Here is a 19,126-nt window from a genome sequence, read left to right as displayed (position 1 = left end):
TCAAGCCATCGAACCCAGTGAAACCTGAGGATTTGGGTGGAAAAAAACGTGCTCTCGGATAGGTCCTACAGCGACTTCACCGATTTCCTCGTAACCGTGTCGTTTGTAGAACTCGAGATAATGGCCATTTCCCGTGTCGAGCACGATGCCCTGTGAGTGCTCGTCGACGGCACACCAGTCGTGCAACGCTTTCAGCAGCTGCTCGCCGAAGTGCTGACCCTGATAATCGGGGTGCACGCCCATCAACGGCAACACATGCACCGCTTCGGACGGCAGGCAGGCGAGCACCGAATGGTAGTAATCCAGATAGCGCTGAGTGCAGCGCAGGCCGGTGCTCATCACCATGCGCAGACGCCAGGCCCAACTCTCGGTAATGCCCAGCCGCCGCTGAGGTGGCGCAATGAGGGCAACGCCGATCAGGCGGTCCTCGACGAACAGACCCAAGGCCGGCATGTCCTGCAGAAAATGCTGTTTGACCAGTTCGCGTATCGTCGCCCGAACCCGATGCTCGTAGCCCGAGCGTCCAGACTCGAACAGGTAGCCAAAACTCGGCTCCTGCCGGTAGGCGTGGTAGAGCAACGAACGTGCTTCGCGGGAATAACCACTGTCGAGCTGGCGGATTTCAGCCGTGACGCTGGAAGAATGAGGCATGGATTCAGGCATGGAATGGTCCCTTCAGATACGCCCCGGTGCGGCCGCTCGGGATCATGCTGTACAGCGTTCGAGTGGCGGCCCGCCAGCGCAGTTCCCATGAGTTTTCACCCCGTTTCCAGAGCGTAGCAGCCGGCGCCAGCGGCATCGGTGTACGTTGGCGCTGGCCGTTGGCAGGCAGGTCGGCTAGCATCGCTTTTTGTTTTTGCCAGGACTGCCGCCTATGAAAATTGTGTCTTTTAACATCAACGGTCTGCGTGCCCGTCCGCATCAGCTGGCGGCGCTGATCGAAAAACACCAGCCCGACGTCATCGGCCTGCAGGAAACCAAGGTCTCGGATGATCAGTTTCCGCAGGCAGAAATCGAAGCGCTGGGCTATCACGTGCACTTCCACGGCCAGAAAGGCCACTACGGCGTCGCTTTGCTGTCGCGCCAGCCGCCGATCTCGTTGCACAAGGGTTTCGACACGGACGATGAGGAAGCCCAGCGGCGTTTTATCTGGGGCACGTTCGCCGACCGCAACGGCCTGCCGGTCACCGTGATGAACGGATATTTTCCGCAGGGTGAAAGCCGCGACCACCCTACCAAGTTTCCCGCCAAGCTACGCTTTTATGCCGACCTGCAGCAGTTGCTGGAAACCCGTTTCAGCAACGACCAGCCACTGGTGGTCATGGGTGACGTGAACATTTCTCCCGAGGACAGCGACATCGGCATCGGTCCGGACAACGCCAAACGCTGGCTGAAAACCGGCAAGTGCAGTTTCCTGCCGGAAGAGCGCGAGTGGATGGCCAAGCTCAAAAACTGGGGGCTGGTTGACAGCTTCCGCCACTTGTACCCGGAAGTGATCGATCAGTTCAGCTGGTTCGACTACCGCAGCCGCGGTTTCGAGGACGAGCCCAAGCGCGGGCTGCGCATCGACCTGATTCTGGCCTCCCACGGACTGCAACCGCGCATCAAGGCGGCCGGTGTCGATTACGACCTGCGTGCGATGGAAAAACCATCGGACCACGCGCCCATCTGGCTCGAACTCGAATAAGCAGGCTGACTGCATCAACACGGCTCTTCGGCAGTGGCGGGCCCGGAATGCTGCCGCCGATGAGCTGAGGCGTTGAACCGGTCTCAGCGAGCCCGTGCCCGTCACATGACTGTCATTCATCTGTCTTATTCTCCGGCGACTTCCGGCCATAAGAAGATGTCGCCATGCAGCGCACCCGCCTCTTTCAGCTCATGTTTGTTGCTTTCGCGGCGCTGTTCTGCTCGCTGTGTTCGGCTGCGAGCGCACTGCCCGCCTCACCCGACGGCAGCCCTGTGTTACGCATTCAAGGCTCCAACACCATCGGCGCGCAGCTGGGCCCGGCGCTGGTAAAAGGCCTGCTCGAGCAGCAAGGCGCTCAAGCCATCACCCAACACGCCGGCGCGCGGCCCAACGAAACCCGCATCGTCGGCCAGCTACCTACCGGACAAACCGTCAGCGTCGATATCGCCGCACATGGCTCCAGCACCGGTTTCTCTGCGCTGCAAACCGGACAAGCCGATCTCGCCGCGTCATCCCGACCCATCAAACCCGGCGAAGCCAGCGAGCTGACGGCGCTGGGCGACTTGCACAGCGCCGAGGCCGAGCAGGTGATTGCCATCGATGGCGTCGCGGTGATCATTCATCCGGGCAATCCATTGCGCGAACTGAGCACTGACCAGTTGGCGAAGGTGTTTTCCGGCGACATCCACGACTGGGAACAACTGGGCGGCCCGGCAGGCGCCATTCATTTATATGCGCGAGACCAGCAATCGGGCACCTTCGACACGTTCAACGAGCTAGTGCTGACCAAAGCCGGAAAAACACTGGCCTCGGCTGCGAAGCGCTTCGAGGCCAGCGAAACGCTCTCCGATGAAGTGAGCCAGGATCGTCAGGGCATCGGCTTCATCGGCTTGCCCTACGTACACAACGCGAAAGCCGTCGCGATCATCGACGGCGACTCCAAACCCATGCTGCCGAGCACCAGCCTCATCGCCACCGAGGACTACCCGCTGTCACGCCGCCTGTATTTTTACCTGCCGCCGGGCACCGAACAGCGCTGGGCCAAGGCGCTGGTGCGATTCGCCCAAAGCCCGCAAGGTCAGTCGATCGTTGCGCAGAGCGGCTTTGTGGCGCAGACCGTTCATGCGGTCAAAGTGCACGCGACCTCGCAGATGCCGGCCGACTACCAGAATCTGGCGCGGCAGGCGGAACGTCTCTCGGTGAACTTTCGCTTCGCCCAAGGCAGCGCGACGCTGGACAACAAAGCCAGGCTCGACCTCAAGCGGGTGGCGGATTACCTGAAAGCCCATGACAAGCTGGATCGGAAAGTGACGCTGGTGGGATTCGGCGACGCCAAAAGCGATTCGGCCCGCGCGCAATTGCTGTCCAGGCTGCGAGCGATGGCTGTTCGCCGGGAATTGATGAAACGTCAGGTGATCCTGCGCGATGTGCGCGGTTTCGGCGACGAAATGCCGGTAGCGACCAACGATGGCGACGAAGGCCGAATCAAGAACCGGCGTGTCGAGGTGTGGGTGGAATAGGGTCTTCGCAAATCGGCGTGATCGTTAAAACGACGGCGTTCGAGCGCGAGTCCGCCAGAGCCTAGGTGCATCCTGTGAACAGGCTCTGGATGCACCAACCGCGGGTGAACGTCACGCCCATGAACGATGCCGGTCGCTGTTGGCGAATCAGCGATGCTCGCTGCGCAGCAGCTCTTCAGGCACGTATTTGCCCACCTCGTATTTGCCGATGGCCGCCCGATGCACCTCGTCCGGGCCGTCAGCCAGGCGCAAGGTCCGCTGCATGGCGTACATGTAGGCCAACGGGAAGTCGCCCGACACGCCTGCTCCGCCGTGAATCTGGATCGCCCGGTCGATCACGCGCAGCGCGACATTGGGCGCGACGACCTTGATCTGCGCAATTTCGCTCTTCGCCACTTTATTGCCGACGGTGTCCATCATGTACGCAGCCTTGAGGGTCAGCAGCCGCGCCATGTCGATCTCCATGCGCGAGTCGGCGATCTTGTCGATGTTGCCGCCCAGCCGCGCCAGCGGGCGGCCGAACGCGGTGCGCTGCACCGAGCGTCTGCACATCAATTTCAGCGCACGCTCAGCCATGCCGATCGAACGCATGCAGTGATGAATCCGCCCCGGGCCCAGGCGGCCTTGAGCGATTTCGAAGCCGCGTCCTTCACCCAACAGGACGTTTTCGTATGGCACGCGCACGTTGTCGAACTGCACTTCGGCGTGGCCGTGGGGCGCATCGTCGTAGCCGAAGACCGGCAACGGGCGCACGATCCTGACGCCCGGTGTATCGGTGGGGACAAGGATCATCGAGTGCTGCTGGTGGCGCGGCCCTTCCGGATTGCTCAACCCCATGAAAATCATGATCTTGCAGCGCGGGTCGCACGCGCCCGATGTCCACCATTTACGCCCGTTGATCACCCACTCATCACCTTCGCGAGTAGCGGTGGCGGCCATATTGGTGGCGTCCGACGACGCCACGTCCGGTTCGGTCATGGCGAATGCGGAGCGGATCTCGCCGCGCAGTAACGGCTCCAGCCATTGCTGCTTCTGCGCCTCGCTGGCGTAGCGGACCAGGACTTCCATGTTGCCGGTGTCAGGGGCGGAGCAGTTGAAGGGCTCAGGCCCCAGCAGTGACCTGCCCATGATTTCCGCCAACGGCGCGTACTCGAGGTTGGTCAAGCCTGCACCCAGTTCGGATTCGGGGAGAAACAGGTTCCACAACCCCTCCGCCTTGGCGCGGACCTTGAGCGTTTCCATGATCGCGGTCGGCTGCCATCGATCGCCTTCGGCAACCTGGCGTTCGAACACCGGTTCAGCCGGATACACATGGGCATCCATGAACGCGGTAACGCGCTCGCGCAGTTCCTGAACCTTCGGAGAATAAGCGAAATCCATCGGGCGACTACCTTCTATGAGGTGTTGTTAAGGCGTGAACCGATGCTAGAACAGTGCCTTTCATTTATCTAACCTATTCTCAGCGTGTATAAACATTCATAACCGATATATGATCGGCGCACCCCGAACAAAAAAAACAGCACGAGGCGCACAGCAATGAACCTGAGCAAGGTCGATCTCAATCTCTTTATTGTGTTTGACGCCATCTATACCGAGGCCAACCTGACCCGCGCCGGCCAGATCGTCGGGATCACCCAGCCCGCTGTGTCCAACGCACTGGCCCGTCTGCGCGAGACCTTCAACGACCCGCTGTTCGTGCGTACCGCGCAGGGCATGGTGCCGACGCCCATGGCCCAGAACATCATCGGCCCGGTGCGCAACGCGCTCTCATTGCTTCGCGTGTCGGTGCAGGAAAGCCGTATCTTCAACCCGCTGCAGGCGAGCAAGAATTACCGCATCAGCATGACCGACCTCACTGAAGCCGTGATTCTGCCGGCGCTGTTTCAGCGCCTGCGTCGCCTGGCGCCGGCGGTCACCATCGAGAGCTTCCTGTCCAAGCGTCGCGAAACCACCAAGGAACTGGCCGCCGGGCGTCTGGATTTCGCCGTCGACGCGCCACTCAATACCGACCCGCAGGTGCGTCACGTCAAGCTGATGGAAGACAACTACGTGTGCGCCATGCGCAAGGGGCACCCGCTCGCGCACAAGTCATCCATCACCCTGGACGATTACCTGGGCGTCGCCCACATCCATATCTCGAGCCGACGCAGCGGATTGGGCTATGTGGACCTGGCGCTGGGCAAAATGGGCATTCAGCGTAAGATTGCGCTGCGTTCGCAGCATTATCTGATGGCCTCGCAGGTGCTGCAGCAGACCGACATGGTCATGACCGTTCCAGAGCGCTTCGCCCGCCGCAACGATCTGCATTTCGTCTACCTGCCGGTGCACGACGTGCCCACTGTGGAGACCCATTTGTACTGGCACGAAAGCACCGACCAAGACCCGGCCAACCGCTGGATGCGCGAGCAGATCATCGAGCTGTGCCAACTGGTCACCGCCCATGAGCGCAAGCTGGAGAAAGAACTGGAAGAAGCCATTCGATAAGCCTGCTTGACGTTTACGTCAAGGTCGCCGTAGGTTAGCTCGACGCCTTCCTCGTTCGAGCTTCCTCATGAGCAACCCGACCTACAGCATTTCCGATCTGGCCCGTGAGCTGGACATCACCACCCGCACCATCCGCTTTTACGAAGAACAAGGCATGCTGAGCCCCGAGCGACGCGGCCTTGAGCGCATCTACTCGGCCCGCGACAAAGTCACGCTCAAGCTGATTCTGCGAGGCAAACGCATCGGCTTCTCCCTGGCCGAGTGCCGTGATCTGATCGGCCTGTACGACCCATCCGGCGGCAATCAGAAGCAACTGAATACGATGCTGGAGAAAATTGTCGAGCGCCGCGCGCAACTCGATCAGCAGTTGCTGGACATTCAACAGATGCAACTCGAGCTGGACACTGCTGAGGAACGCTGTCGAGCGGCGCTGGAAAAAACTGCGTGAAGTCAGCTGTTTAGCGTTTTTTGTTCATGTCTTTTATAGGCTTATTCAGGATATCCCCTGCCATGCTGCTCCCTCAACGTGTACGTCTGGTAGAAGTCGGCCCGCGTGACGGCCTGCAAAACGAGGCCCGGCCTGTGAGTCTGGAAGACAAGGTGCGGCTGGTGAACGATCTCACCGACGCAGGCGTCGGCTACATCGAAGTCGGCAGTTTCGTGTCTCCCAAGTGGGTCCCGCAGATGGCCGGTTCTGCCCAGCTGTTCGCCAACATTCAGCGCAAGGACGGGGTCACCTATGCCGCCCTTGCCCCCAATCTTCGCGGATTCGAGGATGCACTGGCCGCAGGCGTTAAAGAGGTCGCGGTGTTCGCGGCGGCCTCCGAGTCTTTTTCCCAACGCAATATCAACTGCTCGATCAGTGAGAGCCTGGACCGGTTCCTGCCGATCATGGAGGCCGCGCGTCTGCACGGTGTGCAGGTGCGCGGTTATGTGTCTTGCGTGTTGGGCTGCCCTTATGAAGGCGATGTCTCGCCGCAACAGGTCGCCGCCGTGGCCAATGAGCTTTATGCGATGGGCTGTTATGAGGTGTCCCTCGGCGACACCATCGGTATCGGCACGCCTGGCGCGACCCGCCGGCTGTTCGACGTGGTCGCCGGACAGATCCCGCGCGGCAAGCTCGCCGGGCACTTTCACGACACTTATGGTCAGGCGCTGGCGAATATTTACGCAGGGCTTCTGGAAGGCATCCAAGTGTTCGACAGCTCCGTCGCAGGCCTGGGCGGCTGCCCATACGCCAAGGGCGCGACCGGCAACGTCGCCAGCGAAGACGTGCTCTACATGCTCAATGGGCTGGGCATCGCCACGTCGATCGACCTGGACAAGCTGATTGCCGCGGGCCAACGGATCAGCGAAGCCGTCGGCCGCAGCAATGGTTCGCGGGTGGCAAGGGCACGTTTGTCGGCCTGATGTGCGACATGTTGTCACACAGTGTTACCCTGCTCGGCATTGTGGTGATGGAAACGGGTAACACGGAAACACTTGGCAACGAATCGCAGGACTCGTCAGCACGTGGATATCCCTTAAAGCCCCGGATTCCGGCACTTCTAAAAAATTGGCATGGCTTCTGCTATGTCTTACGTACAACAAAAATAACAAAATGCAGCAACCCAATAAAAACAAGACGTATCGGCTCTGACATAACAAGAACAACACGGACAGAGGCGCAGCTAACTGATTTTTTTGGAGTGGATTGCTTTGTGAGGCTCAGGCCCCACGACCGGACAGAGAACAATAAAACTGCCTTCAGGCAGCGACCCGACCGGTTGGATCGACAGATCGAAGCTGTATCAGCGCTCAAAAAAATACGTTTGCTCTTGGATCCCGGATGGGGGTCGCTCGGAAAACCAGAAAGGTATGGCTGCCAAAAACAACAACAGGCCACCTGAAAACAAAAAAGAGCATGCAACTGAACTTGAAGGGGAGCCCAGGCTCCCCTTCGTGCTATCTGCCGTTCAACCACCCGCCTCTCCCGCCTTCAACGATGTGCCCCCGATCGATCGGGCTGGCGCTGAATGCAGTATCGCTTGGACACTGAGTCAACCTGCAACCCCCGCCTGCGTCGATGAATCCTCCGTTGACAGGCCTGTGGTCGCAGGTTTACGTTAACGTAAAGGTGATACATTTTATGACCCCTGACAGCTCCTCCAAAAACAATAAGGGAACGCAGTCTCATGAATTACCCCACGCTCAATTTCGGCCTCGGTGAAACCATCGACATGCTGCGCGATCAGGTTCGGGCCTTCGTCTCGGCAGAACTGGCGCCCCGCGCCGCGCAGATCGACAAAGACAACCTTTTCCCGGCCGACATGTGGCGCAAGTTCGGCGAGATGGGCCTGCTCGGCATCACGGTCGATGAGCAATACGGTGGTGCCGGGCTGGGCTATCTGGCGCATGTCGTGGCCATGGAAGAAATCAGCCGCGGCTCGGCGTCAGTGGCGTTGTCCTACGGCGCTCACTCCAATCTCTGCGTCAACCAGATCAATCGCAACGGCAATCCCGAGCAGAAAGCGCGCTACCTGCCCAGCTTGATCAGTGGCGAACACATCGGCGCCCTGGCCATGAGCGAGCCCAACGCAGGCTCCGATGTGGTGTCGATGAAACTGCGGGCCGACCGACGCGGCGATCGCTTTGTCCTCAATGGCAGCAAGACCTGGATCACCAACGGGCCGGACGCTCACACCTACGTGATCTATGCCAAGACCGATCTGGAAAAAGGACCTCACGGCATCAGCGCTTTTATCGTCGAGCGCGACTGGAAGGGTTTTTCGCGCGGCAACAAGTTCGACAAGCTGGGCATGCGCGGCTCGAACACCTGCGAGTTGTTTTTCGATGACGTTGAGGTCCCCGAGGAAAACCTGCTGGGCACGCTCAATGGCGGCGTCAAGGTGTTGATGAGCGGGCTGGATTACGAGCGCGTCGTGCTCTCGGGAGGTCCGACCGGCATCATGCAGGCCTGCATGGACCTCGTGCTGCCTTACATCCACGACCGCAAACAATTCGGCCAGAGCATCGGCGAGTTTCAGCTGATTCAAGGCAAAGTCGCCGACATGTACACCCAGCTCAACGCCAGCCGCGCGTATCTGTACGCCGTCGCTCAGGCATGCGAACGCGGTGAGACGACGCGCAAGGACGCGGCCGGCGTCATCCTTTACAGCGCCGAACGGGCCACGCAGATGGCCCTCGACACCATCCAGATTCTTGGCGGCAACGGCTACATCAACGAATTTCCCGCAGGCCGGCTGTTGCGTGACGCCAAGCTCTACGAGATCGGCGCCGGCACCAGCGAAATCCGCCGGATGCTGATCGGCCGCGAACTGTTCAACGAAACGAAATGACGCCCTCGCGCACAACGAGTGTCAGGCACTGGCGACATTCCCACGCCGACGTTTCGGAGAATGGACGCCCTCAGGAGTAAGGCTCGAATGGCCATTTTGACGACTCATATCAACCCGCGCTCGCCGGAGTTCGCGATCAACAGCCAGGCCATGCGGGGTCAGTTGGATGCGCTCTCCACCCTCCTCGCCCAGGTTCAGCAAGGCGGCGGTATCAAGGCGCAGGAGCGCCACACGTCGAGGGGCAAGCTGCTGCCCCGCGAGCGTATCAATCGCCTGCTCGACACCGGCTCGGCGCTTTTGGAAATCAGCCCGTTGGCGGCCTATCAGGTGTATGGCGAAGACGTGCCAGCGGCGGGCATCGTCGCCGGCATCGGGCGCGTCGAGGGCGTGGAATGCATGATCATCGCCAACGATGCGACGGTGAAAGGCGGCACGTATTATCCGCTGACAGTGAAGAAACACCTGCGTGCGCAGACCATTGCGCAACAAAACCGCCTTCCGTGTATTTATCTGGTGGATTCGGGCGGTGCCAACCTGCCCCGCCAGGATGAGGTGTTTCCGGACCGCGAGCACTTCGGTCGCATTTTCTTCAACCAGGCCAACCTGAGCGCTGAAGGCGTGCCGCAGATCGCGGTGGTCATGGGCTCGTGCACCGCGGGCGGCGCCTACGTACCGGCGATGGCGGACGAGACCATCATGGTTCGCGAACAGGCCACGATTTTTCTTGCTGGCCCACCGCTGGTCAAGGCGGCGACCGGTGAAGTGGTCAGCGCCGAGGACCTGGGCGGTGCCGATGTGCATTGCAAGGTCTCAGGTGTAGCCGATCATTACGCCGACAGCGACGCTCACGCGCTGGAACTGGCGCGGCGCAGCATCGCTCATCTGAACTGGCGCAAGCACGGCCAGTTGCAGGTACGGCAGCCTGCTGCGCCACTGTATTCAAGCGATGAGCTGTACGGCGTGATTCCGGCTGACGCCAAGCAGCCTTTCGACGTGCGCGAAGTCATCGCGCGGCTGGTCGACGGCTCGGTGTTCGACGAGTTCAAGGCGCTGTTCGGCACCACGCTGGTCTGCGGCTTCGCGCACCTGCACGGCTACCCGGTCGCCATTCTGGCCAACAACGGCATCTTGTTCGCCGAAGCCGCGCAGAAAGGCGCGCACTTCATCGAGCTGGCGTGTCAGCGCGGCATCCCGTTGCTGTTTCTGCAGAACATCACAGGCTTCATGGTCGGCCAGAAATATGAAGCCGGCGGTATCGCCAAACACGGCGCCAAGCTGGTCACCGCCGTGGCCTGCGCGAAAGTGCCGAAATTTACGGTGATCATCGGCGGCAGCTTCGGCGCCGGCAATTACGGCATGTGCGGGCGCGCCTACGACCCGCGCTTCCTGTGGATGTGGCCCAACGCAAGGATTGGCGTGATGGGCGGCGAACAGGCCGCCGGCGTACTCGTCCAGGTCAAGCGCGAACAGGCGCAGCGCAGTGGCGAAGGGTTCAGCGCCGAGCAAGAGGCCGCACTCAAGCAGCCGATTCTCGATCAGTACGAACATCAGGGCCATCCCTGGTATTCCAGCGCCCGGCTGTGGGACGACGGCGTGATCGACCCGGCCCAGACCCGCGACATTCTGGCGCTGGCCATCAGCGCTTCGCTCAATGCTGCCATTGAAACGACGCGCTTCGGCGTGTTCCGGATGTGACCGAGGACTGCCCCCATGAACGATTTCGCCACGCTCGAGCTTGAGCGCGACCCGAGAGGGTTCGTCACGCTCTGGCTCGATCGGCCCGAGAAGAACAACGCTTTCAACGCGCAGATGATCCGCGAACTGATCATCGCCCTGGACCGGATTCAAAGCGACGCCAGCCTGCGCTTCGTGCTGCTGCGCGGCCGAGGCCGGCATTTCAGCGCGGGCGCGGACCTGGCGTGGATGCAGGAATCGGCCAACCTGGATTTCAACACCAATCTGGGTGACGCCCGTGAACTGGGCGAATTGATGTACAACCTGGCGAAGCTCAAATGCCCGACGCTCGCCGTCGTGCAAGGTGCTGCCTACGGTGGCGCGCTGGGGCTGATCAGCTGCTGCGACATGGCCATCGGCAGCGACGACGCGCAGTTCTGCCTGTCGGAAGTGAAGATCGGCCTGGCGCCTGCGGTCATCAGCCCGTTCGTGGTGCAAGCAATCGGCGAGCGTCATGCCCGCCGCTACGCCCTCACCGCCGAGCGTTTCAACGGCACACGGGCACGGGAGATCGGCCTGCTGGCCGAGTGTTACCCGGCGGCCGAGCTCGAATCCCACGTGCAGCAGTGGGTGGCCAATCTGCTGCTCAACAGCCCGCAGGCCATGCGCGTGAGCAAGGATTTGCTGCGCGAAACCGCCCACGGCGAGCTCAGCCCTGCGCTGCGCCGCTACTGCGAGAACACCATCGCGCGGATTCGCGTCAGCGCCGAGGGGCAGGAGGGCCTGCGGGCGTTCCTGCAGAAACGCGAGCCGGCCTGGCGAGACGCCGGACCGACACCATCAGGAGAATCTCAATCATGACCGGCGCGTCAGGCACCTCACTCACGTCCGTACTCATCGCCAACCGAGGCGAGATCGCTTGCCGCATCATGCGCACCGCCAAGGCCATGGGATTGAGCACCATTGCCGTGTACAGCGACACCGATCACGATGCCCGGCATGTGCGCGAGGCCGACATGGCCGTCGCGCTGGGTGGCAGCAAGGCCGCGGACAGTTACCTGAAGATCGATAAACTGATCGCCGCGGCAAAGTCCAGTGGCGCCGAGGCCGTTCACCCGGGCTACGGATTCCTCTCGGAAAACGCCGGTTTCGCCCGCGCCGTGGCGCAAGCCGGGCTGATATTTCTCGGCCCTCCTGCGTCAGCCATCGAGGCCATGGGCAGCAAGTCCGCGGCCAAGTCCTTGATGGAGGCCGCCGGTGTCCCGCTGGTGCCCGGCTATCACGGCGACGCCCAGGACGCGGCAACGTTTCGCGAAGCCGCCGCGCGGATCGGCTATCCGGTGCTGCTCAAGGCGACCGCCGGGGGCGGCGGCAAAGGCATGAAAGTGGTCGAGCGTGATGAAGACCTCGCCGACGCACTTGCTTCGGCACAGCGCGAGGCGCAGTCATCGTTCGGCGATTCACGCATGCTTGTCGAGAAGTACGTTCTCAAACCCCGCCACGTGGAGATTCAGGTATTTGCCGATCAACACGGCCATTGCCTGTACCTCAACGAGCGCGACTGTTCGATTCAGCGGCGCCACCAGAAAGTCGTCGAGGAAGCCCCTGCGCCGAGATTGACCGCGCAGCTGCGTCGGGCGATGGGTGAAGCGGCGGTGCGGGCGGCGCAGGCGATCGGTTATGTGGGCGCCGGCACGGTCGAGTTTCTGCTGGACGCGCGCGGCGAATTTTTCTTCATGGAGATGAACACCCGCCTGCAGGTCGAACACCCGGTCACCGAGGCGATCACCGGACTGGATCTGGTCGCCTGGCAGATCCGCGTGGCCCAGGGCGAACCGCTGCCGATGACGCAGGATCAGGTGCCGCTCGAGGGCCATGCCATCGAAGTGCGGCTGTACGCTGAGGACCCGGCCAATGATTTCCTCCCGGCAACCGGCACGCTGCAGGTGTACAGGGAATCCAGCACAAGCGCCGGGCGCCGCATCGACAGCGGTGTGGCCGAGGGCGATGCAGTGTCGCCGTTCTACGACCCGATGCTCGGCAAACTGATTGCCTGGGGCGAGGATCGCGAACAGGCACGACTGAGAATGCTGGCCATGCTCGACGAGTTTGCCGTCGGCGGCGTGCGCACGAACCTTGCGTTTCTTCGCCGGATCATCGCCCACCCCGCCTTCGCCAGGGCCGAACTGGACACCGATTTCATCCCGCGCTATCAGGCAGACCTGTTGCCGCAGGCCGAATCTTTTCCTGATGACTTCTGGAACGCCGCTGCGCTCGCCTGGCAGCAAAGCACAGCGAACCGGGTGCGTGAGGATGATCCGTACTCGCCATGGTCCCGCGTCGATGGCCTGCGCCTGGGTGCACCGAGCGAAGTGGACGTTCATCTTCAATGCGCGGGCCAGATCCGCAGCGTGCGGTTACGCGGCCTTGACCATGCCGTTGCCTTGCAGGGCGAGCAACTGACGGTGGAACAGCAAGGGGTGCGCAGGCAGACTCTGGCCCTGCGTCGTGGCGACACGTTGTATGTGCGCTGGCACGGCGAGTTGCACGCGGTTCAACGGGTTGACCCGATCGCGGACGCCGCCGCCAGTCATGTCCAGCAAGGCGGGCTCAACGCGCCCATGAACGGCAGCATCGTGCGGGTGCTGGTGAACGTCGGCGACACGGTCGACAGCGGGACACCGCTGGTGGTACTGGAAGCCATGAAAATGGAGCACAGCATCCGCGCCAGCCAGGCTGGAACCGTCGCCGCGCTGTATTGCGCAGAGGGCGACATGGTCAGTGAGGGAACGGTGCTGGTTGAGATCAGCGGTGGTTGATGGGTAAAAAGCTACCGGGAGTCTGTCTTGACGCCGCAGTGCCGGGGATTGGCAGCAAATCCGGTGCATGTGGTGTGACAGGCACAACGCGGCGGCCGGTTTTACGACTGCTGCGCAGCCGATCGTCCGAGTGCGGCCCAGAGCAAGCGCGCTCGTACAGGGTCAAGTGGGTACCAGGAACAGGCCACAAGCCCTGTGGGAGCGAGCTTGCTCGCGAAACCGAAACCAGCAGCCTCTCGCCGAAGACTTTCGGCGAAAGGCTGATCAGGAGGCGACGCCCATGCCGTTTTTCATCAGCACGTTTGCCAGCTTGCGCGCGAGCTCTTCTTCCTTGTAGGGCTTCTGCACGATCAGTTGCTGGTCGACGTCGAGGATATCGATGTCGGCGAATCCGGTGATGAACATCACCGGCAGCTCCGGGTAATTGCGCTTGATGATTTCAGCGAGTTCAGCGCCGGTCATGTTCGGCATCGCAAAGTCAGTCAGAACCAGCTCGATCCCGGTGTCGATCTTCTTCAGCGCATCGTCACCGCTCTCCGCCTCGACCACGGAATAACCCAGCGACCCGAGCATCATCGACGTCACCGAGCGCACATCCGGATCATCGTCAACCAGCAGGATGGTGCGGTGCAGGTCATCGGCGTTGGCATCACCCGGCATGTCCGACACGCTGACCACCGGGGTGGCGCTCCGTGCAACGCTGGGCAAGTACACCCGGATCGTCGTGCCGGCGTTTTCGGCGGTGTCGATGCTCACCCCGCCGCCCGACTGTTTGGCGAAGCCGAAAACCTGCGCAAGTCCCAGCCCCGAGCCCTTGCCCACCGCCTTGGTGGTGAAAAACGGTTCGAACGCTTTTGCCAGTACTTCTTCGCTCATGCCGCAGCCCGAATCGCTGACCGACAGCACGACGTACGCGCCCGGGTCCGGATCCTCGGGCCGTTGCGGCAGGCGGTAGACCATCTCGTTCCAGGTGCTCAGGCGCAATTGCCCACCCTGCGCCATCGCATCGCGAGCGTTGATCGCAAGGTTCAGGATGATCATTTCAGTCTGGGTCGGGTCAACCAGCGCGCTCCACAAATCGTCGGCTAACTGCGTCTCCACCCAGACACTGCCACCCAGCGCACGACCGAGCAGCTCGCGCATCCCTGCAATGGTGTCATTGAGGTTCAGCGCCACCGGCTCCAGACGCTGACGCCGTGAGAAAGACAGCAACTGGCTGGTCAGTTTGGCGCCGCGTTCACCGGCCTCCCGGATGTTCTGCAAGCGCTGCGGCGACTTGGTGAAAACACCCTTTTCGAGGTCGCGAGAAAGGAAATTGGCGCTGGTGAGGATGACCGTCAGCAGGTTGTTGAAGTCATGGGCGACGCCAGCGGTGAGCTGGCCGACCACTTCAAGACGCTGCATCTGCTGCAACGCCGCTTCGACGCGCTCACGTTCCCGGATCTGGTCGCGCAACCGCTTGTTGGTCGCCGCCAGCTCATCGACCACTGCCCGCTCACTGGTGATGTCGCGGACCGCCGCGTACATCAGCCCCTCGTCGGGAACGATGGTCCAGGACAACCAGCGATAGCCGCCGTCGGCGTGGCGCATGCGATTGACGAAGCGCGTCGAGACGTTGCCCTTGGCGACGCTGGCCGTCTCGTGCAGCGTCGCATCCAGATCGTCAGGATGGATCAACGCGCCCAACGGCCGTTCGTTCAGATCGCCTCGCGCCCAGCCCAGCGTCGCCTCCCACGCAGGGTTGAGGGCGATCGGGGTCAGGTCGAAACGCAGCACGCCGAGCAATTCGCGGGACAGCTCCCAGGTCCGGTCGCGCTCGCGGGTACGCTGCACGACGCGTTCGCCGAGGATTTCATTGAGCTGATGCAGCGCCTGAGTCGCCTGTTTGCGCTCGCTGATGTCCTGCATGACACCGGTGAAGCGCACGCACTTGCCGTCCTCGAACAACGAACGACCGTTGGAAAACACCCAGCGTTCGCTGTCGTCATCGGTCAGCAGGCGATGCTCGATCTGGAAGCCGGTGTCGGCTTCAAGTGCAGACTTGACCCGGCTTTGCAACAGGTCGCGATCGTCCGGATGGCAGCGCGAGAACATGAAGGCCATGCTGACCTGAGCATCGGCCGCGACGCCATAAAGCGCCTTGCATCGCTCGTCCCAGAGCAGCGTGTCGGTACGCGGGTCGTAGGTCCAGACGCCCATGTCCGCCGCCTCGATCGCCAGGTGCGCCCGCACTTCCGCATCTTGCAGCGTCTGCTCGGCGTGCAGGCGCTTTTCCCGCTCGTGCACTTCGGACACGGCGCGCATGACGGCCTTGGGCAGCATTTTCAAGTTCTGTTTAAGAACGTAGTCGATGGCGCCCATGCGCATCATCTCGACCGCATGCTGCTCGCCGAAAATGCCGGACAGGAAAATGAACGGGGTCTGTGGCGCGAGCCGTAACGCGCAGTTCAGGACATCGGCGCCGGAGGACCCGGGCAGCAGGTAATCGCTGAGGATCAGATCAAAACGTGAGGCTGAAAGCTCGCGCTCCACATCCTGATGGTTGTAGACCAGGGTGGCGTCGATTTTCAGCCCGCTGTTTTCCAGCGTAAGCAGGGTCAGCTCGGCGTCGTGCGAACTGTCTTCAACCAGGAGCAACTTGAGCAGCGATAGCGGCATGAATAATCGTCGATTGTTTCGAAGGCCTGTGCCGCCAGCAGTGTGCATGACGACGCAGGCCGAAAGTCGTAGGGGTCAGGAGCCCGGACGGCGTGACAGTCGCAATGAACCCGGTGGTGGCTCGTTGAGTACGGCCCAGAAGATCCCCAGATCGGAGATAGCCGAGACGAATTCCTTGAATTCGACCGGTTTGACCACGTAAGCGTTCACTCCGAGGGCGTAGGCGCGTTGAAGATCCGGTTCCTCGCGCGACGACGTCAGCATGACCACTGGAATACTGCGCAACTCGTCCGTTTCACGGATGACTTTGAGTACCTCAAGGCCGTCCAGTTTCGGCAGTTTCAGGTCCAGCAGCAACACCGCAGGATTACCTGCCACGCGGTCATGGAACTGGTTTCGCCGCAGCAGGTAATCCAGCGCTTCGGCGCCATCGCGCAGCACGATCACCTCGTTGGCCAACTGGCTACGCTCCAGCGCGACCAGCGTCAGCTCGAGGTCGTTCGGATTGTCTTCCACCAGAAGAATGGGTTTGAGCATTGGGCGTCTCCTCGGACACTCAAAGGGTTACTGTGAGACTGCGCTTTGGAAGCGCAAAATAAAAGGTGGCGCCCTGCCCCAGTTGGCTTTGCGCCCAGACCGAGCCGTCATGACGCTCGATGATCCGGCGCACGCTGGCAAGGCCGATCCCCGTTCCTTCGAATTCCTCCATGCGATGCAAGCGCTGGAACACGCCAAACAGCTTGCCGGCGTATTCCATGTCGAAGCCCACGCCGTTGTCGCGGATGTACACCACGACCTTGCCGTCTTCTTCATAGCTGCCGATTTCGATCACCGCAGCGCTTTGCGTGCGGCTGTATTTAATAGCGTTGGACAGCAGATTGCGCATCGCCAAATGCAGAAACGCCGCGTCGGCAATCACTACCGGTAACGGCTCGGAAATCCGCCATTGCAAATCCCGACCTTCATAATCGGGAAGCATTTCCCGACGGATCGCCTCGACCATGGCATTGAGGTCGACTTCCGAATAACGCATGGCCGAGCGGCCCATCTGCGAGAAGCTCAGCAGATTGTCCACCAGCGTGCCGGCGAAGCGCGCCGACTCACCGATGTTTTCCAGAAAGCGCACGCCGCGATCGGACAGTTTGCTGCCCTCGATGTCGCTGAGCAATTCAGCGTACCCGGCGATGTGCCGCAACGGCGCACGCAGGTCGTGAGAGACACTGTAGGAGAAGGCTTCGAGTTCTTTGTTGGACTTCTTCAGCTCTTCGGCCAGCGACGCCATTTCCTCGGCCTTGCGCAGGACAATGCCCAGCACGGCCGCGCGCAATTCGATGACGCCTTCACAATCCAGCTCGTCCCATGGGCGCGAGAAGCCGCTGACGGTCTGCTGCCACATTTCGAAACTGTTGCGAGGATTCAGCGCGCCGGCCTCCCCCACGCTTTTATCCGGCTTGCCCGCCCACTTCACCACGCGCGTCTGCTCGGGGCGGAACCAGATGATGTAGTTCGAATGCAACTCAGAGATCGCCATTGCCAGCACGCCACTGACCGACGATGCCAGTTCGGGCAGTTGCGCAATGTCCCGGCCGACGTTATCGGACTGGAAGACCTCGTGACTGCCGCGCTGGCTCAGCCATTGGGTCAATGCCTTGATCTGCTCGTGATCCGGCGTATCGCCATAGGTGTCGATAGTGGATTCGGAAATCACCGCCGCACCGCTGGCTTCCACGAAGGCCAGCAAGACCTCGGGCACCGAGCGCAAGCCGCCCACCACGCTGTCCAGATCCGCCATCGCCGCGAGCATCTGCACGATCTGGCGACGCAGGCTCAGCATGCGCTGCGTCTTGACCTGGGCCTCCTTGGTCTCGATCTGCAGGGACAGCACGCTGCCAAGGAGTTCGCAGGCCGTGCGGGTCTGAAAACTGACCGGCCTTGGCGAGGCATGATGGCAGGAGATCAAGCCCCAAAGCTCACCGCGCACCACGATCGAGATCGACATTGAGGCCAGCGTCTGCATGTTGCGCATGTATTGCAGGTGCACCGGGGAGACGCTGCGCAGGGTGGCGAAACTCAGATCCAGGGGCGCGCCCGTCAGCGGATTGTTGACCGGCACCAGCGGCGAGGGCTGGTAGTTGGCGTCTTCGATGACGCGGATACGGTTCGCGACATACAAGGCACGCGCCTGCCTGGGAATGTCGGTCGCCGGAAAACTCAGGCCCAGGAAACTCGCGTATCCCTCATCGGCCACCTCAGCGTTGACCAGCCCGTTGCCATCGGCGTCGAACTGATAGGCCTTGACCCGGCCGAACCCGGTGATGCGCTTGACCTCCGCCGCCGAGCGCTGACACAGCGCCTCGATGGTTTCGTGCTCGTTCATCTGACTGATGAACCCGCGCATCAGCGGATACACATTGTTGTAAGCCGAGCTCATGTCACCGGCCGGTTCGAATTCGGCGATCAGGACCTTGTCGTGACGGTGCACCATCATCGCCATCGGCAGGCCGGCGCGCGACCCTTCGAGGAAGCGCACGTCACCCACGTGAAACGGATTCTGGTCGTCTTCGGGCAATGCCTGCAGGCGTTTGAACAGCAGCTCGCAGTCCGCGAATACCGTGCTCAATGCCGCACCGATCAGCACCTGCGGATCCAGGCCGAGCCAGTTTTGCACGTTGACACTGACCTGGACGACGTTCATCGCCGCCTCATCGATCACCAGCAGGAAGCCCTGCGGCTGAATGCTGCCGGGAATCTGGATCGGCTCTCGTGCGCAATTATCGATCGCGCTCTGATGGAGTTCCTGGCTGAGGGTCAAAACTAGATCTCCTTCACCGCGCCCTTTCAGCATCTTCAGGCATCAGCGGTGTGTGCCCAAGGGGGACGGCACTGAATGAATTGGCATATACGGTAACAAAAACAGGCGCCTACCAGTACACCCGGATGCCCGTT

Annotated in this window: 14 protein-coding genes; 9 read left to right on the top strand and 5 right to left on the bottom strand. The window is 61.5% G+C overall.

Annotated elements, in window-relative coordinates; genetic code table 11:
* Complete coding sequence (locus BMZ10_RS02565) at positions 1–651, bottom strand: GNAT family N-acetyltransferase (RefSeq protein WP_093459921.1); 651 nt, start codon at positions 649–651, stop codon at positions 1–3.
* Positions 652–874: 223 nt separating this feature from the next.
* On the opposite strand from BMZ10_RS02565, the gene xthA reads away from it, so the two are divergent.
* Together xthA and BMZ10_RS02555 are read left to right on the top strand one after the other, a co-directional pair.
* Positions 875–1,687, top strand: coding sequence for an exodeoxyribonuclease III (xthA, locus tag BMZ10_RS02560; protein WP_093458479.1), 813 nt, complete (start codon positions 875–877; stop codon positions 1,685–1,687).
* A 191-nt stretch (positions 1,688–1,878) separates the two neighbouring features.
* Entirely contained in the window at positions 1,879–3,207 is a 1,329-nt protein-coding gene (locus BMZ10_RS02555; protein WP_093459918.1) for a substrate-binding domain-containing protein, read from the top strand.
* Between the two features lie 147 nt (positions 3,208–3,354).
* Here BMZ10_RS02555 and BMZ10_RS02550 read toward each other — a convergent pair whose 3' ends face one another.
* Positions 3,355–4,587 carry an acyl-CoA dehydrogenase gene (locus BMZ10_RS02550; RefSeq protein ID WP_093458478.1) on the bottom strand — a complete coding sequence of 411 codons (1,233 nt, stop codon included), beginning with the start codon at positions 4,585–4,587 and terminating at the stop codon, positions 3,355–3,357.
* A gap of 156 nt (positions 4,588–4,743) precedes the next feature.
* Between BMZ10_RS02550 and BMZ10_RS02545 the strand changes: the two genes are divergently transcribed.
* From BMZ10_RS02545 to BMZ10_RS02515, 7 genes are all read left to right on the top strand, one after another.
* Positions 4,744–5,691 carry a LysR family transcriptional regulator gene (locus tag BMZ10_RS02545; protein WP_093458477.1) on the top strand — a complete coding sequence of 316 codons (948 nt, stop codon included), beginning with the start codon at positions 4,744–4,746 and terminating at the stop codon, positions 5,689–5,691.
* A gap of 67 nt (positions 5,692–5,758) precedes the next feature.
* Positions 5,759–6,139, top strand: a complete 381-nt coding sequence (locus BMZ10_RS02540; RefSeq protein WP_093458476.1) for a MerR family transcriptional regulator — start codon at positions 5,759–5,761, stop codon at positions 6,137–6,139.
* Between the two features lie 62 nt (positions 6,140–6,201).
* Complete coding sequence (locus tag BMZ10_RS02535; RefSeq protein ID WP_093458475.1) at positions 6,202–7,101, top strand: hydroxymethylglutaryl-CoA lyase; 900 nt, start codon at positions 6,202–6,204, stop codon at positions 7,099–7,101.
* A 764-nt stretch (positions 7,102–7,865) separates the two neighbouring features.
* Complete coding sequence (locus BMZ10_RS02530; protein ID WP_093458474.1) at positions 7,866–9,029, top strand: isovaleryl-CoA dehydrogenase; 1,164 nt, start codon at positions 7,866–7,868, stop codon at positions 9,027–9,029.
* An 87-nt stretch (positions 9,030–9,116) separates the two neighbouring features.
* Complete coding sequence (locus tag BMZ10_RS02525) at positions 9,117–10,724, top strand: carboxyl transferase domain-containing protein (RefSeq protein WP_093458473.1); 1,608 nt, start codon at positions 9,117–9,119, stop codon at positions 10,722–10,724.
* Between the two features lie 15 nt (positions 10,725–10,739).
* Entirely contained in the window at positions 10,740–11,564 is an 825-nt protein-coding gene (locus BMZ10_RS02520) for a gamma-carboxygeranoyl-CoA hydratase (RefSeq protein WP_093458472.1), read from the top strand.
* On the top strand, positions 11,561–13,522 hold the full coding sequence (locus BMZ10_RS02515; protein ID WP_093458471.1) for an acetyl/propionyl/methylcrotonyl-CoA carboxylase subunit alpha: 1,962 nt from the start codon (positions 11,561–11,563) through the stop codon (positions 13,520–13,522). The genes BMZ10_RS02520 and BMZ10_RS02515 overlap by 4 nt, the downstream gene beginning before the upstream one ends.
* A 264-nt stretch (positions 13,523–13,786) precedes the next feature.
* On the opposite strand, the gene BMZ10_RS02510 is transcribed toward BMZ10_RS02515, so the two are convergent.
* The 3 genes from BMZ10_RS02510 to BMZ10_RS02500 form a co-directional block, all read right to left on the bottom strand.
* Positions 13,787–16,180, bottom strand: a complete 2,394-nt coding sequence (locus BMZ10_RS02510; RefSeq protein WP_093458470.1) for a hybrid sensor histidine kinase/response regulator — start codon at positions 16,178–16,180, stop codon at positions 13,787–13,789.
* A 75-nt stretch (positions 16,181–16,255) separates the two neighbouring features.
* Positions 16,256–16,717: a response regulator gene (locus BMZ10_RS02505; protein ID WP_093458469.1), complete on the bottom strand. Its 462-nt coding sequence runs from the start codon at positions 16,715–16,717 to the stop codon at positions 16,256–16,258.
* Positions 16,718–16,736: 19 nt separating this feature from the next.
* Positions 16,737–19,025 (bottom strand): ATP-binding protein, encoded by a 2,289-nt coding sequence (locus BMZ10_RS02500; protein ID WP_093458468.1) that lies wholly within the window; start codon positions 19,023–19,025, stop codon positions 16,737–16,739.
* Positions 19,026–19,126 lie beyond the last annotated feature (101 nt).

Source organism: Pseudomonas sp. NFR16 (assembly GCF_900108875.1).
Taxonomy (GTDB): Bacteria; Pseudomonadota; Gammaproteobacteria; order Pseudomonadales; family Pseudomonadaceae; genus Aquipseudomonas.
The sequence above is the reverse complement of the archived record's forward strand: the minus strand, read 5'-3'. Positions and strand labels throughout refer to the sequence as shown.

Bases quoted from the DNA above. Each gene is read 5' to 3' on its own strand.
- BMZ10_RS02520 (WP_093458472.1), top strand. From the start codon at position 10,740: ATGAACGATTTCGCCACGCTCGAGCTTGAGCGCGACCCGAGAGGGTTC.
- BMZ10_RS02500 (WP_093458468.1), bottom strand. From the start codon at position 19,025: ATGCTGAAAGGGCGCGGTGAAGGAGATCTAGTTTTGACCCTCAGCCAG.
- BMZ10_RS02525 (WP_093458473.1), top strand. From the start codon at position 9,117: ATGGCCATTTTGACGACTCATATCAACCCGCGCTCGCCGGAGTTCGCG.
- BMZ10_RS02505 (WP_093458469.1), bottom strand. From the start codon at position 16,717: ATGCTCAAACCCATTCTTCTGGTGGAAGACAATCCGAACGACCTCGAG.
- BMZ10_RS02535 (WP_093458475.1), top strand. From the start codon at position 6,202: ATGCTGCTCCCTCAACGTGTACGTCTGGTAGAAGTCGGCCCGCGTGAC.
- BMZ10_RS02550 (WP_093458478.1), bottom strand. From the start codon at position 4,587: ATGGATTTCGCTTATTCTCCGAAGGTTCAGGAACTGCGCGAGCGCGTT.
- BMZ10_RS02515 (WP_093458471.1), top strand. From the start codon at position 11,561: ATGACCGGCGCGTCAGGCACCTCACTCACGTCCGTACTCATCGCCAAC.
- BMZ10_RS02565 (WP_093459921.1), bottom strand. From the start codon at position 651: ATGCCTCATTCTTCCAGCGTCACGGCTGAAATCCGCCAGCTCGACAGT.
- BMZ10_RS02545 (WP_093458477.1), top strand. From the start codon at position 4,744: ATGAACCTGAGCAAGGTCGATCTCAATCTCTTTATTGTGTTTGACGCC.
- BMZ10_RS02555 (WP_093459918.1), top strand. From the start codon at position 1,879: ATGTTTGTTGCTTTCGCGGCGCTGTTCTGCTCGCTGTGTTCGGCTGCG.
- BMZ10_RS02540 (WP_093458476.1), top strand. From the start codon at position 5,759: ATGAGCAACCCGACCTACAGCATTTCCGATCTGGCCCGTGAGCTGGAC.
- xthA (WP_093458479.1), top strand. From the start codon at position 875: ATGAAAATTGTGTCTTTTAACATCAACGGTCTGCGTGCCCGTCCGCAT.
- BMZ10_RS02530 (WP_093458474.1), top strand. From the start codon at position 7,866: ATGAATTACCCCACGCTCAATTTCGGCCTCGGTGAAACCATCGACATG.
- BMZ10_RS02510 (WP_093458470.1), bottom strand. From the start codon at position 16,180: ATGCCGCTATCGCTGCTCAAGTTGCTCCTGGTTGAAGACAGTTCGCAC.